The organism is Mesonia maritima (assembly GCF_042433895.1).
GTDB lineage: Bacteria > Bacteroidota > Bacteroidia > Flavobacteriales > Flavobacteriaceae > Mesonia > Mesonia maritima.
Window position 1 is genome coordinate 118419 of sequence record NZ_JBHLUA010000005.1, and the last position, 14703, is coordinate 133121.

At 34.0% G+C, this 14703-nt stretch carries 15 protein-coding genes; 6 read left to right on the forward strand and 9 right to left on the reverse strand.

The window, feature by feature from the left end:
- Positions 1-31: 31 nt before the first annotated feature.
- The 6 genes from ACFFGL_RS03895 to ACFFGL_RS03920 all read left to right on the forward strand — a co-directional run bounded on the left by ACFFGL_RS03895 (position 32) and on the right by ACFFGL_RS03920 (position 5454).
- The gene (locus ACFFGL_RS03895) at positions 32-784 is read left to right on the forward strand and encodes a peptidase associated/transthyretin-like domain-containing protein (protein ID WP_309728426.1); all 753 of its coding nucleotides are present in this window, start codon (positions 32-34) and stop codon (positions 782-784) included.
- Positions 775-1542, forward strand: coding sequence for a peptidase associated/transthyretin-like domain-containing protein (locus tag ACFFGL_RS03900; protein ID WP_309728424.1), 768 nt, complete (start codon positions 775-777; stop codon positions 1540-1542). Before ACFFGL_RS03895 ends, ACFFGL_RS03900 begins: the two co-directional genes overlap by 10 nt.
- A gap of 110 nt (positions 1543-1652) precedes the next feature.
- On the forward strand, positions 1653-2153 hold the full coding sequence (locus tag ACFFGL_RS03905) for a DUF6702 family protein (RefSeq protein WP_309728422.1): 501 nt from the start codon (positions 1653-1655) through the stop codon (positions 2151-2153).
- Between the two features lie 27 nt (positions 2154-2180).
- Positions 2181-4496 (forward strand): M1 family metallopeptidase, encoded by a 2316-nt coding sequence (locus tag ACFFGL_RS03910; protein WP_309728420.1) that lies wholly within the window; start codon positions 2181-2183, stop codon positions 4494-4496.
- An 83-nt stretch (positions 4497-4579) separates the two neighbouring features.
- Positions 4580-4858, forward strand: coding sequence for a Sec-independent protein translocase subunit TatA/TatB (locus ACFFGL_RS03915; RefSeq protein ID WP_309728419.1), 279 nt, complete (start codon positions 4580-4582; stop codon positions 4856-4858).
- Positions 4858-5454, forward strand: coding sequence for a phosphatase PAP2 family protein (locus tag ACFFGL_RS03920; RefSeq protein ID WP_309728417.1), 597 nt, complete (start codon positions 4858-4860; stop codon positions 5452-5454). Before ACFFGL_RS03915 ends, ACFFGL_RS03920 begins: the two co-directional genes overlap by 1 nt.
- 110 nt (positions 5455-5564) lie before the next feature.
- On the opposite strand, the gene ACFFGL_RS03925 is transcribed toward ACFFGL_RS03920, so the two are convergent.
- The 9 genes from ACFFGL_RS03925 to ACFFGL_RS03965 all read right to left on the reverse strand — a co-directional run bounded on the left by ACFFGL_RS03925 (position 5565) and on the right by ACFFGL_RS03965 (position 14667).
- A complete protein-coding gene (locus ACFFGL_RS03925; protein WP_309728415.1) occupies positions 5565-6206 on the reverse strand; it encodes an O-methyltransferase in 642 nt (213 codons plus the stop codon).
- Complete coding sequence (locus tag ACFFGL_RS03930) at positions 6206-7288, reverse strand: amidohydrolase family protein (RefSeq protein ID WP_309728413.1); 1083 nt, start codon at positions 7286-7288, stop codon at positions 6206-6208. The genes ACFFGL_RS03925 and ACFFGL_RS03930 overlap by 1 nt, the downstream gene beginning before the upstream one ends.
- A gap of 11 nt (positions 7289-7299) precedes the next feature.
- Positions 7300-8751 carry an aldehyde dehydrogenase gene (locus tag ACFFGL_RS03935; RefSeq protein ID WP_309728411.1) on the reverse strand — a complete coding sequence of 484 codons (1452 nt, stop codon included), beginning with the start codon at positions 8749-8751 and terminating at the stop codon, positions 7300-7302.
- 697 nt (positions 8752-9448) lie between these two features.
- Complete coding sequence (locus ACFFGL_RS03940) at positions 9449-9880, reverse strand: RidA family protein (RefSeq protein WP_309728410.1); 432 nt, start codon at positions 9878-9880, stop codon at positions 9449-9451.
- A 52-nt stretch (positions 9881-9932) separates the two neighbouring features.
- Positions 9933-10694 carry a 2-keto-4-pentenoate hydratase gene (locus ACFFGL_RS03945; RefSeq protein ID WP_309728408.1) on the reverse strand — a complete coding sequence of 254 codons (762 nt, stop codon included), beginning with the start codon at positions 10692-10694 and terminating at the stop codon, positions 9933-9935.
- A gap of 147 nt (positions 10695-10841) precedes the next feature.
- Positions 10842-12236 carry an FAD-dependent oxidoreductase gene (locus tag ACFFGL_RS03950; protein WP_309728406.1) on the reverse strand — a complete coding sequence of 465 codons (1395 nt, stop codon included), beginning with the start codon at positions 12234-12236 and terminating at the stop codon, positions 10842-10844.
- Complete coding sequence (gene kynU, locus ACFFGL_RS03955) at positions 12236-13507, reverse strand: kynureninase (RefSeq protein WP_309728404.1); 1272 nt, start codon at positions 13505-13507, stop codon at positions 12236-12238. Before kynU ends, ACFFGL_RS03950 begins: the two co-directional genes overlap by 1 nt.
- 67 nt (positions 13508-13574) lie before the next feature.
- Positions 13575-14258 carry a hypothetical protein gene (locus ACFFGL_RS03960; RefSeq protein ID WP_309728403.1) on the reverse strand — a complete coding sequence of 228 codons (684 nt, stop codon included), beginning with the start codon at positions 14256-14258 and terminating at the stop codon, positions 13575-13577.
- A 250-nt stretch (positions 14259-14508) separates the two neighbouring features.
- Entirely contained in the window at positions 14509-14667 is a 159-nt protein-coding gene (locus ACFFGL_RS03965) for a lmo0937 family membrane protein (RefSeq protein ID WP_027886202.1), read from the reverse strand.
- Positions 14668-14703: the final 36 nt, after the last annotated feature.

Sequence of the window (14703 nt, forward strand, 5' to 3'; positions counted from 1 at the left end):
GAAATCGTCTTTTAGGTAAGATATTCAGTTTATGAAACACATTTACGTTTTCTTTTTTCTATTTATTTCAGCTTTCGGCTTTTCGCAAGAAGAATTTTTTAAAGGAATAATTTATGCCGATTCTATTGAAACTACGCAAGTAAATATCGTCAATTTAACGCAGGAAACAGGAAGCACGAATTTAACCGATGGTCGTTTTCAAATTGAAGCAAAAGAAGGTGATGAAATTGTATTTTCTTCAGTTCAATATCAACCTTATCAAATTACCGTTACTCAAAAAATGCTTCAAAATGAAGAGAATAAAATTTTTCTGTTCTTAGAAGTAAATCAACTTAACGAAGTGAAAATTAGTAATATTGATTTAACGGGTGACCTTAAAAGAGACGCAGCAAATATGAATGTTTATGTTTTCGATCCTACTTCAGTTGGTTTGCAAAATCCCGCACCAATAATGAGTGTGGAAGATAGAAGATTATATACCGCGCAAAGCGGCGGTCCTGTAGGATTGTTAATCGATGCTTTATCGGGAAGATTAGCTATGCTAAAACGTATGAAAGAATATGCAGAACTCGATGCGCTTGTTTATAAAGCAAAAAATATGGTCTCGATTAAATTTTTGGTAAGCGATTTAACTATTCCTGAAAAATATATTGATGATTTCCTTTATTTTTGTGCAGAAGATAGCGCTTTTAAAACATTTGTAGCCACGGCAAATAAACTTGAATTTATTGAATATTTAACGAGCAAAAAACAAGCGTATTTTAGTTTCAAAAAATGGGAGTAAACCTTCAGAAATATTTCTTCCTTTTCATATTATTTAATAGTATGGTTTGCTTAGGTCAAGAATTTAGAGGAATAATTTATGCCGATTCCATAGAAACTACGCAAGTAAATATCGTCAATCTAACGCAAGAAATAGGAAGCACGAATTTAGTTGATGGACGTTTTAAGATTGAAGCAAAAGAAGGAGATAAAATTATATTTTCCTCGGTTCAATATCAACCTTATCAAGTTACGGTTACTCAAAAAATGCTTCGAAATGAAGTAAATAAAATTTTTCTGTTCTTAGAAATTAATCAGCTAAACGAAGTTAACATAAGTAGTATCGATTTAACCGGAGATTTAAACAAAGATTCCGGAAAAATGGAAACTTTCGTTTTTGATCCGCGATCGGTAGGCTTGCCTCTGCCAGCTCCAAAATTAACTACAGCGCAACGAAGAATTCATACTGCAACTACCGGCGCCGGTTTAGTTTCTGTAGATCATATCATCAATCTTATTTCAGGTAGATTAGCGATGCTTTACAGACAGCGCGATTATGAAATAGAGCAACGTTGGCTTCAAAAGGGGTTGCATCAATTTCCGCCGAGTTTCTATAGCAAAGAATTAGAAATTCCCGAAGAATACCATGAAGATTTTATTTTATTCACTATGAAAGATAAATCTTATAAAACATTGGTTGAAAACGATAAATTAGCGCTAGTCGAATTTTTTAGAGCTGAAGCTAATGCTTATAAAAAGTTCAAAAACTGGGAAGACTAACTAATTTCCTTTACGTTCAAGATAGATTTTGTGTATTATTGCAAACCTTTTAAACGGTTGGCTAAAATTGTAGTCAAATATATAGAAAGTTGAAAAACAAGCAATAGCGCATGAAAATTCAAAAATTTATTTTCTTACTTCTTATTTTGCCAACTATGGCTTTTACTTCTGCGCATAAATTTTATTTAAGCGTAACCGAAGTAAATTATGCTTCAGAGCAAAAGAGTTTGCAAATTATCACGCGCATATTTGTAGACGATTTTCAAAATTTATTGCAAAAGCGCTATAGTAAAGATTTAGCTTTAATTAAAGGCGAAAAAAATCCACGAGTTAACAAATATATTACTAGATATTTTAGTGAGAAATTGAAGTTTTCTATTGAAAATCAGGAATTAAAAATGAATTTCATCGGAAAACGCTATGAAGATGATCTCATAATTTGTTATTTTGAAATTCCTAATGTAAACGAATTTAAAACCATCTCGGTTTCAAATTCGTTATTATTAGATTTATTTGAAGAACAAAAAAATTTAGTTCACATAACTAAAGGTAGCGAAACCAAAAGTAAAATGCTTCTTAAAGATAACACGGAAGGAAGCATCAGTTTTTAAATATAAATTTATAATAGAATCAACCTCATGAGTAAATTTAAAATTAGTGTAAATCTATTGTTCGCTTTATTTTCTTTAGCAGTTTTCGCTCAAGAAAAAGAAGAAGAAACAGCCAAAGAACCTGAAAAAGGACACGTAAATCAAAATAAATTTCAGCAATTATATCAAGAGTTTTCTACTCCAAATCAGTATAGAACGGCATCGGGAGCTCCGGGACCTGCGTATTACCAAAATACCGCAGATTATGAAATGGAAGTTACTTTAAATGATAAGGAACAAAAACTTTCAGGTTACGAAACCATCACCTATACCAATAATTCCCCTGAAGAATTAACGTATTTGTGGGTTCAATTAGACCAAAATGTTCGAGCAAAAGACAGTAAATCTCCTTTGCGAAACGGAAACGGAATGGCGCCGATAAGCAGACCCGATAGTTTTGTTTCAGATCATATGACTGAACCTTTTGACGGTGGATTTAATATTGAAGAAGTTTCTAAAAAAGGAAAACCGCTTAAATATACCATTCACCAAACCATGATGCGTGTAGATTTACCAGAACCTTTAGAAAGCGGAGATGATTTTGAATTTTCTATAAAATGGTGGTATAATATTAACGATCACGTAGTAAATCGCGGAAGATCAGGTTATGAATATTTTCCTGAAGATGGAAATTACGCCTATGTAATCGCTCAGTTTTTTCCGAGAATGGCAGTTTATAACGATGTAGAAGGTTGGCAAAATCAACAATTTTGGGGAAGCGGAGAGTTTGCGCTTCCATTTGGAGATTATAAAGTAAAAATAACTGTTCCTGCCGATCATATTTTAGACGCAACCGGAAAACTTCAGAATAGAAAAGATGTTTTTTCTAAAAAAATGATGAATCGTTATGAACAAGCGAAAGAATCGTTCGATAAGCCAGTTTTAATTGTAACCGAAGAAGAAGCTATAGAAGCTGAAAAGGATTTCTCAAACGAAACCAAAACTTGGGAGTTTGAAGCAGAAATGGTACGTGATTTTGCTTTTACCAGTTCTAGAAAATATATCTGGGATATGCAAAATGTAAAAATTGGTGATCGTGAAGTAATGGCAGTTTCCTTGTATCCAAAAGAAGGAAATCCACTTTGGGAAGAGTATTCAACAAAAGCAGTTGCGCATACGTTAAAATCGTATAGTGCTCATACATTCGATTATCCTTATCATAAAGCAATTTCTGTCCACGCCAAAAATCAAGGAATGGAATACCCAATGATTTGCTGGAATTACGGAAGACCAAATGAAGACGGAACGTATACCGATAGAACTAAATTCGGAATGATTAGCGTAATTATTCATGAAGTTGGGCATAATTTCTTTCCGATGATTGTAAATAGTGACGAGCGTCAATGGGGTTGGATGGACGAAGGCTTAAATAGTTTTGTAGAATATATGGCAGAACAAGAATTCGGAAAAAAATATCCCGAAGCAATTGCTCCGCTAGATAATTACCCTTCTCGACGAGGAGAGCCTACAAAAATTACGAGCTATATGAAAGGAAGCCAAGATCATATCGCTCCAATTATGAGTAATCCTGAAAATGTTTATCAATTAGGAAATAACGCCTACGGAAAACCCGCAACGGCTTTAAATATTTTGCGTGAAACAGTAATGGGGAAAGAAATTTTCGATTACGCATTTAAAACTTATTCACGTAGATGGATGTTTAAACACCCAACACCAGAAGATTTCTTTAGAACAATGGAAGATGCTTCTTCGGTAGATTTAGATTGGTTCTGGAGAGGTTGGTTCTACACCACAGATTATGTAGATATTGGGGTAAAAGATGTAAAATCTTATTTTGTAACCGACGAGCCAACGGCAAAAGGAAAAGAAATTTTAGCGCGTTACGGCGTTTCAGATCCAAGTCAAGTAGATGCGGTTTATGTAGTTGAAGAAGGAAGCGAAGAGTTTAAGGAAGAAATGAAAAATAAAAGTCCGCTAGAAAATGCACCCACATTAAAAGAATATATGATGGATAATTTTTCTGAAACAGAGCGTGCTTCCATGAAAGTACCTAATCATTTCTACGAAATTACCTTCGAAAAACCAGGCGGATTAGTAATGCCATTAATTGTTGAATATGAATATAAAGATGGTTCTACCGAGCGTGTAACATATCCTGCACAAATTTGGAGAAAAAATGATGCTGAAGTAAGTAGAGTAATGGCGACCGACAAAGAACTTGTAAAAGTTACGGTAGATCCAGACATGGAAACTGCTGATGTAAATACGGCAAACAACAACTGGCCACAAGAAGATACGCCAAATGATTTTGAAAAATTCAAAGAAAATCAAGCAAAAGACTAAATTAAAAAAATTAACATATATTTTTAAGCTGACTTTAACGAGTCAGCTTTTTTTATGATTATTTAACTAGTTATATTTGCTTTATGATAATTCTTCCACTTTTTATAGGAACACCAGAAGTAGCTTTCATTATCTTTATTTTGGTGATGGTATTTGGTGCAGATAAAATCCCTGAAATTGCAAGAGGATTGGGAAAAGGCATGAGAACCTTAAAAAATGCTACAAACGATATTAAATCTGAGATCAGTAAAAGTGCTGAACGTCATATTGAACATGGCGGCGGAAAAGATATTAAAGAAGAAGTAAGCAAAGTAAAAGATGATATCGAAGAAATTACCGGTTCTATAAAGCGTAAGCCTTAATGTTTGAACAGTTAAAAGAGTGGGATAGAGAATTATTTATTTATCTGAACGGTTTAGGCCTTGAGCGTTTCGATGCTTTTTGGATTCAAATTACGCAAGAAGAAACTTGGATTCCGTTATATATTTTAATTGTATTTTTAATTGTTAAAGCTTATTCCAAGAAATCGGCGTTAATTGTTTTAGGCGGTTATTTGCTAAGTTTTTTAATGACTTTTGGCTTAACTCGTTTAATAAAAGCTTCCGTGGCCAGAGTGAGACCCAACAATGTAGTAGAATTACAAGATATTATTAGAATTCTTCAAGAGCCAACCTATTATAGTTTTGTTTCTGGGCATACTTCAACTTCCACAGCAATAACTACTTTTATAGTCTTGGTTTTACGCCATCGATTCAAATGGATTTATGTTTTATATCTTTGGCCACTTTTATTTGCTTCAAGTCGAATTTATGTAGGTGTTCACTACCCGAGTGATTTGTTTGCTGGTGCAATAATTGGAGTTATTTGCGCAGTGATTTGCTACTACATTGTTCAGCATTTTGTACGAGATAAAAACCATTTCAGAAATAATCCTGAAGATCCTATTGAAGAAATGTAATTTATTGGCGCCACCGAAGGGTTTAACATCCCTAGACTTGCCTTGAAATTGAAAATTTGTTTCTATTTATTATTCCTAACAGATTCTTCGTTGGCTTACGCCGAGGTAGTTTACTTTACTCTTGTTAAGGTTAATCCATCTCGAATAGGAAGTAAAACACTTTCTACGCGCTCATCTTCATTAATTAGTTTATTATAATGTAAAAGAGCCGCGGTGTCTTTATCGTTATCTTTAAGCGGTTTTACAACTTTTCCACTCCATAACACATTGTCAGAAAGAATAATACCGCCACTGTTCATTTTCGGTAGAATTAATTCAAAATAGTTAGGATAATTTTGTTTGTCGGCATCAATAAAAACCAAATCGAATTTTTCTTCTAGCTTCGGAATAATATTTAGCGCGTTACCAACTTTTTGCTGAATTTGATTTTTCCATTCCGATTGGTCAAAATATTTTTTCTGAAAATCTTCTAATTCTTCATTTTTATCAATCGTAATTAGTTTTCCGTTTTTTTGCATTCCTTCCGCTAAACATAAAGCGGAGTAACCAGTATAAGTCCCAATTTCTAAAATAGTTTTTGGTTGAATTAATTTTGAAATCATACTCAACACTCTTCCTTGAAAGTGTTCGCTCAACATTCTGGGTTGTAAAACTTTTTGATGCGTTTCGCGACTTAATTTCGCTAGTAATTCCGGCTCTTTTTGCGAATGATTTTCAGCGTAGGTTTCAATTTCTTCGGGTAAAAAATTCATTAGGATAAAATTCGATTTAATAATTTTTCTTCTTCCGCTTTATCATCGCCACACAGCCATTTTATAACGTTATTTTCCCAAATATCATCATATTGCTCAGGCGTAATAATATTTCGATCAACCGCTAAATCTAAAATTTTTCCTGGGTAAGATGATTGTGGCTCATTTTCCATTTCGCCTAATGGATAGGGATCGTCTAAGCCCATAATTATTTGTCGTGGTTTCTGATTCTCTACCAATAATTTTAAAGAACCGGTATCGTGAACTAATGTATCGAAGAAAATATTTTTATGACCAACCGATTTTCTAGGATGTGTTTTTCCTTTAAATAAATCGGGTCGTCCATCAAACCCTTGAATTCTTCTCCCTAAATTAATTTGCGCTAATTGTCCGCCGTGTGCAAAACAAACACGCATATTCGGAAATTTGTCTGGATAGCCGTTTAAAGTTAAAAAATGATAAGCATCTGCACATTGCGCTAACATCCAAATTAAATGAAAACGCCAAGCGGTATTTTCAAGATTTATGAACTTCTCGCCATCGTAGGGATGAATTTCTACAGCTAAATTATATTTGCTTGCCATTTCGAAAATCGGCTCATTTTCTTCATCAAAAATGCAACGCCAAGTTCCGATAGTATCCATATAATGTGTTGGTAAACACAATAAACGCATATCTAATTCTTCTACACAACGCTCAATTTCCCATAACGCACTTTGTACAAATCCCGGGTGAACTACAAAACCACAAGTGAATTTTGAAGGATGATCGTGCTGAACTTTTGCATTAAAATCATTTTGAAAACGCAAGGCTTTTTTCATTTCTTCCACGCGAAGTCCGTTTCCATAAAGTTGCGAAAGGTTTAAAACAACTGCGTGATCTATTTCAAAACGCTCCATCCATTCCAATTTCTCTTTTAGGAAAAAGCTGGAATCGGTTACGGGTCTTCGCCAATTTTTTTGAAGCATAAATTTTCGCTCTTCATCTACCCAGAAAATTTCTTTGTCTTTCATGAATTGCGGAATTTCTTCTGGATAAGGCAATAAATGTGAATGACCGTTTATGCGTAATTTTCTTTTCATCTTTTTAAATTTTAGTAAGCTTCGTAACTAATGCAAACATTTTTTGGTTCTGTAAAAAATTTGAGCGCTTCAAAACCGCCTTCGCGACCTACGCCACTATCTTTTGCACCGCCAAATGGTGTTCTTAAATCTCTATTTAACCACGTATTTACCCAAACAATTCCAGCTTCAATAGAATTGCTTAAACGCATTGCGCGATCTATATTCGAGGTCCAAATCGTGGAAGATAAACCATACCGAACATCATTCGCAAACTCTAAGGCTTGGTTTTCAGTTTTAAAAGGCATAATCGTAACAACCGGACCAAAAATTTCTTCTTGATTTAATTTACAATGATTCGATTTCACCTCAATAACCGTAGGTTCTAAATAATACCCTTTTTCGTGATTTTTAATTTCTACCAAATTTCCGCCACATAAAATTTTTGCGTCTTGAGAAGGAGCTTCGTCGATGTATTTTTTTACTTTTTCTAAATGTTCTTTGGAAACTAACGCGCCAATATCGGTTTTTGCATCAGAAGGAATTCCTATTTTTAATTTTTTTACTTCAGCGACAAAATCTTCTTTAAACTTTTCATAGATTTTTTCTTCCACAAAAATTCGTGATCCGCATAAACAGATTTGGCCTTGATTGGCAAAAGAAGATTTTACTGTAGTTTTCAGCATTTTTTCATAATTGCAATCGGCAAAGATGAGGTTTGGGTTTTTTCCGCCTAATTCTAAGGATAATTTTTTAAACATTGGCGCGGCAGTTCGAGCAATATGTTCGCCGGTTTTTGTTCCGCCAGTAAATGAAATTGCTTTTACTTGTGGATGTTCTACAATTGCTTGTCCACAATTTGCGCCTAACCCGTGAACAATATTTAAAACACCTTCAGGCAAACCAGCTTCTTGGCAAATTTCACCTAATAAAAAAGCCGTCATTGGCGTAACTTCGCTAGGTTTTGCTACGACGCAATTTCCTGCGGCTAAAGCGGGTGCAATTTTCCAACTGAACAAATAGAGTGGGAGATTCCAAGGAGAAATACAACCGACGATGCCTAGTGGTTTTCGCAAGGTAAAATTTATGGTGTTTTTTCCTACCGATTCGTGCGCTTCGCTGGAAAATTGGGTTAATGCGTTGGCATAAAAACGGAAGTTGCTCATTGCACGTGGAATATCTACGGTTAAGGCGAGCGAAAGTGGTTTCCCGTTGTCTTTAGATTCGGCTTCGGCTAACTCGACTAAACGTTTTTCAATTCCATCGGCAATTTTATGCAACACTTGACTCCGATCTTCTAAAGTTGAATTTGACCAAGCCGGAAAAGCTTTTTTTGCAGCAATTACAGCTTCTTCTATATCTTTTTCATCGCTATTCGGAATTTTACTGTAAACCTCGCCATTTGATGGATTGTAATTATCTAGCCAATTATCAGCTTTAGGTTCTTGAAATTTTCCGTTTATATAATTTTTAATGCGTTGCATTTTGTGTTCGTTTTTTACAAATATAGAATTTCATGAATTATGATGCTTCATTTTATAATTCATTAATTTCAATAGTTGAAAGTAGTAAGTTTCTAATTACTTATGCTAATTAGAATTTTTTTATTTTTAGAAGATGAAAGATTTTTTAATTCATTTTTTATATTGGTTAAAAGTAAATTTATTAGCGTCTTTTCTAATAATTCTACTCACTATTTTATTAACATTCATTGCAGATTTTTATTTTCTGAATGAAATTTATTCAGCGTCAATTTATGCAACGTTACTTGTATATGTTTTTATTTTGTTGTGGCTTTTCTATTTAAGAAGGAAGTCAGAAAACCAGGTTTTATTTGATAGTGTATGGATAACTTTTTTGGCAGGTATTGGTTCAATTTTATTTCCCGTAATTTTTCAGCCTAAACTTTGTAGTGGAGGTTATTACATTGTTCCTAATCGATTTTTGATAATTACTATTATATCAATTCTAATTTTAAGCTCGTTTATTATAGGTTATAGAAATAAAATGAATTTTATATTAGTAGGAATTTTTTCTTTTTTCCATTTTCTGTGCTTGCTATATATAATTCCGTTTAATTATTCTACGGAAGTCGTGAATTTTATTTGGAAACAGTTCTATTAAAAAAATCCCGTAAGAAAATTTCCTACGGGATTTTATATATTTTCTTACGTAGAAAAATTAATGTCCGGCGTAAGCTTGTTTTTTATAGGCAATAGCTTTTATTTCAATTAATAAATGCGGATGAGGCAATTGATGAACCGCTACAGTTGTTCTTGTTGGGCCGGTTTCTGGTTCAAAAAATTCTCCATAGGTTTCATTATAGCCTTTAAAATCGTTCATATTAACCAGAAAAGTAGTGACATCGACTACATCTTTTAGACTCGCGCCTTCTTCTTTTAAAATACTGTCAATATTTTCTAATACCGCGGCGGTTTGTTTACGGATGTCAAGATTTGTGGTTCCAAACTCATCAACTTCAACACCTTCAAAAGAATTATCGGGTCTTCTTGAGCTCGTTCCTGAAACATAGATAAAATCGCCTACGCGTTTTACGTGCGGAAATTTTCCTCTTGGTTTTGCTTTTCCTTCAATTACTTTTCCTGTACTCATACTTCGGTTTTTATATACTAGATTTGAGAGTTATTTTTTTCAGTTCTCAAAATTATTTTGTTTTGAATGAAACGCTTCCTAACGCTTCAATATTTGCTTCAATAGTTTGGTTTTTATCAAGGTAAACAGCAGCCGTTGCCGCGCCAGCTAACACTACCTGTCCTTTTTTAACTACTAAATCTGCTTTGGAAGCCAATCTACTTAATTCTACAACAGATTGAAGGGGATTGTTTAAAATAGCGGCTGTTTTTCCTTGTTGAACGGCTTCTTTATTAATATTTAAATCGATAGAAAGATCGCTAATTTCAGTTTTTAAATCTTGCCAATCGCCAATTACATAACCGGTAGAAGAGCAATTATCTGCCACCACATCTTCCAACGAAAATTTAAAATTCTCATAGCGAGAATCAATAATTTCTAAGGCCGGAGCCATTTTATCGATATAATTAGGAATGTCGTTTAAACTGATTGACTCTTCAATGTCTTTACTAATTCTGAAAGCGATTTCCGGTTCGGCACGTGGATGAATCCAGCGATTTAAATCTACTTCTTCATCAGGATTAATTTTCATTTCGTCAGTTAAAATTCCCCAAATAAGGTCGTGAACGCCCATTTGTTCCATTTTTGCACGGCTGGTAAAACCAAGTTTAAAACCGGTTACTTGTTCTCCGCGATCTATTCTTTTTCCGATGGAAATTCGTTGAATATCATAAGCTGCATCTAGTGAAACTTTGTGCGCTTCTGCCATTTGTTTGGTAGGTTTTGCCTGCCTGGCAGCTTGGTCTAAAATTTCTGCTATTTCTTGATTTGTCATTCTTTTGGTTTTAGTTGATTGGCGCTACCAAAGGGTTTAATACCTTAAGGCTTGCCTTGAAATTGAAAATTTGTTTCTAGCAAATGCCTCGTGGGCTTGCCACGAGGTAGTTTACTACAAAAAAATAGTAAAACTAAATCTTGTTTTTTACAACGAAGTTAATTCGTCGTTTTCTAAAATATGTTGCGTTTCTTTTTTTACTAGTTTTAATTTTTCTTTCATTGAAATATCGTCTGAAATTTTACCTTCGGCAATTAATTTCAACATTGCTTTATCTTGTGCTCGACCACGTTGCATCGCTTCTTGATAACCGATTTCTTCTTGAAAAGTTACCAAGCGATATTTTGAAGAATATTCTGCCGGAAATTCTTCTTCCAAGGCGGTTTCTAATTTTCTTTTTTGCTGAAAAATTGGCGCTGCAGTGTGTTCTTTCATTTCGTAAAAATTATCGATCGCTAAATCTGCGATGGCGTCGGTATCTTTTTTACGCTCTTTTTGGTAGCGTTTAAAAGTTTCGTTCCAATCGCCGGTATGATTATTCAAAATTTCATCGAAAACCACTACATCTTCAAAAGAAGCGTTCATTCCTTGTCCATAAAATGGAACAATCGCGTGCGCGGCATCACCCATTAAAAGTGTTTTTCCGTAGCTATGCCAAGGTGAACATTTTACGGTTCCTAACGGTCCGGTGGGGTTTTCAAAAAACTCTTCAGCTAAATTTGGCATTAGTTTTAAGGCATCGGGATAATTTTTTTCAAAATATTCTTCTACTTTTTCTGCTGAAGTTAAATTTTTGAAGTTGTATTCGCCTTCTTCATAAGAAAGGAAAAGCGTTACGGTAAAGCTTCCATCTAAATTTGGTAACGCAATTACCATATTTTCTCCTCTCGGCCAAATATGTAAAGCGTTTTTATAAAGTTGAAAATCGCCGTTTTTATCAGCTAAAATGGATAACTCTTTATAGCCATGTTGCAAATAATCTTGACTAAAACTGAATAAAAATCCGTGGTCTTCCATCATACTTTTTCGTAAAGAAGAACCTGCGCCATCGGTACCAATAACAATTGAACCGGTTTTGGTAATTTTTTCTTTGGTATTATAATCTTGAAATTCTGCGCTTCCTTCTTTTAAATTAACTTTTTTACATTCTTTATTAAAGCTAATTGTTACGTTAGGCATTTTTTCAGCTTCATCAAGTAACAACGCGTTAAGATCTGTTCTGGAAATGGAATTTATATATTCTTCTTCTAAACCACTGTAAGGTGATAAAAAAGTTTCACTTTCAGTATTGTGAATCATTCTCCCATTCATCGGAATACAAATATCGAGTGCTTTTTTCTCTAAACCGACTAATTTCATAGCTTTAATTCCGCGGTTTGAAAAAGCTAGGTTTATAGATCTGCCGGCTGCGATATCGGTTTTTCTTAAATCTGGTCTTTTTTCAACTAAATCAATTTCATAGCCTCGTTGTGCTAATCGTAATGCAAGTAAAGAACCACATAAACCTGCGCCAATAATTAAGATTTTTTCTTGCTTTTCCATTAGAGTAATTCTTTTAAAATTGAAACCATATTATAGACATCTTCATAAGAATTATAAATAGGAGCAGGGGCAATTCTAATCACGTTAGGTTCTCGCCAGTCAGCTATTACGCCGGCATTCATTAACTTATTGAATAATTCTTTATTAGCATTTTTAACTTTTATAGAAAGTTGGCAACCTCTTTCTTCAGGATTTCTAGGCGTGATAATTTCAATTTGATCGCCTTCAATTTCTTGCAGCAGAAATTCTAAATATCCAGTTAATTCAACCGATTTTTTTCTGATGTTATCAAATCCGGCTTCATCAAATAAATCTAAGGAAGCTCGAATTGCCGCCATCGATAAAATTGGTGGATTACTTAATTGCCAACCTTCAGCCCCGGGAATTGGATCAAATTCTTGGCGCATATTAAAACGAGTTTGCTTGTTATGTCCCCACCAACCCGCAAAACGTTTTAAGTTAGAATCGTTAGCGTGACGCTCGTGGACAAAACAGCCGCCCAAACTTCCTGGACCGCTATTTAAATATTTATACGAACACCAAACCGCAAAATCGGGTCCGTTTTCGTGCAAATTTGGTTGAATATTTCCCGCACCGTGCGCAAGATCAATTCCTACTTTAGCATTGTGTTGATGACCGAGTTCAGTTATTTTTTTTATAGGAAATGATTGACCTGTGTAATAATTTGTAGAACCGATGAGTAATAAAGCAATTTCATCGCCGTGTTCTTCCATAATTTTTTCAAGATCTTCAAAACGGCAAAGTTCTTCACCTTTTCTTGGCTTCCATAAAATTAAACCTTCTTTTTTATCAAATCCGTGAAAATCTAATTGCGATTCTACTGCATATTTATCTGAAGGAAACGCGTCACTCTCGATAACAATTTTATATTTTTTTGAAGTTGGTCTGTAAAACGAAACCATCATTAAATGAAGATTGGTAGTAAGCGTATTCATCATTACCACTTCACTTGGTTTTGCACCAACAATTTTTGCCATTTTTTCGGTTAAAAATTCGTGGTAAGGCATCCAAGGGTGTTTTGCTTCGGTGTGACCTTCTACACCAAATTTGCTCCAATCATTTAATTCTTCTTGAATATATTTTTGGGTGTTTTTTGGTTGTAAGCCAAGTGAATTTCCGCAGAGATAAACGTGTTCTTTCCCGTTTTTATCAGTAGGAATATGAAATTCTTTTCTGAATTTGTGTAAAGGGTCGTTTTGATCTTGTTCTTTAGCGAAAGCCAAAGTGTTTTCGTATGTAGCTGTTGTCATTTTATAATCTTCAAAAATAGATTTCCTACAAATTTAGGAATAATAAGTGAGTTGGTTTTAGAATGAATTATTGTATTTCAAGATTTGAAAAGTAAAGTTTAAAAGAGCCCGATTCATTTTTATGCATTTTCGCAATTTTTAATCCGTTTAACGTTTGGTAATCTTCCCACGTACTTACTAAAGCTGGTTCGTTTTTTCCTTTTGGATAAAAAGCCCATTCTTGAATTATATAGTTTTTATCCACATAAATTTTATAAGTATCGCCCGGCGTATAGCCTTTTTCATTGTTATATTCAATAGTAATTTCAGCAAGCTTTTGTTGACTTATGGGCGCCGAGATATCTTTTTTTACGGAATGCGAAAAACCTTCGTCCCAAACTAATTGATAAGGAAAAAGCAACCAGTATTTATCATTTATAAAAGCTTGATCTGCTTTTGTAGCCAAACTATCCATCGTTGTTCTGGTGTAACTTACCGTATCGGTAGAACTAAGCATTTCAACTTTATTTTCTTTCGGTTGCCATTTCCACGAACGTTCATAATGACTACTATCTCGATCTACGTTAAATGTGTATTGAAGTTCTTTAATTTTAGACCAGTTTTCTATTCCGTGGGCGTTTGCAACTTTTTGTAGAATATTTTCTTTTTGGGGAGTTTTTTCTTCCGCTTCGGAAGAAGGAGTTGATTTATTCTTACAACTAAAAATAAATAAAGAAAGACAACACAAAAGCAATAGCGATTTACTTTTCATGAAAAAAGATTTGAGCGTTAAAAATAAAAAAACCTCTTGATATTCTCAAGAGGTTTATGATTTGATTATAAAGCGATAGAAATTAATCTACTGCATCTTCTACATCATCTGCAACGTCTTCTGCAGCATCTTCAACTTTATCACCTGTGCTTTCTTCTCTACAGCTTGTAAAAGTTGTAGCTAACGTTCCCATACAAAATAGGATTAAAAATAATTTTTTCATAATTTTTGATTTTAGTTAATTATAAATTTAAGGTCTTCTACCTGTTGCTAATCTATAAAGAATTCCGATAATGGCAAGAACTAAAAGAATATGAATTAAACTTCCTACCGCTTCGCCAAAACCAAAATACCCGATTAGCCAACCAATAATAAGAATTACGACAATAAGCCAAATTAAATCTCTCATGACAATTTTTGTTTTGATTAGTCGAAATAAAAGTAG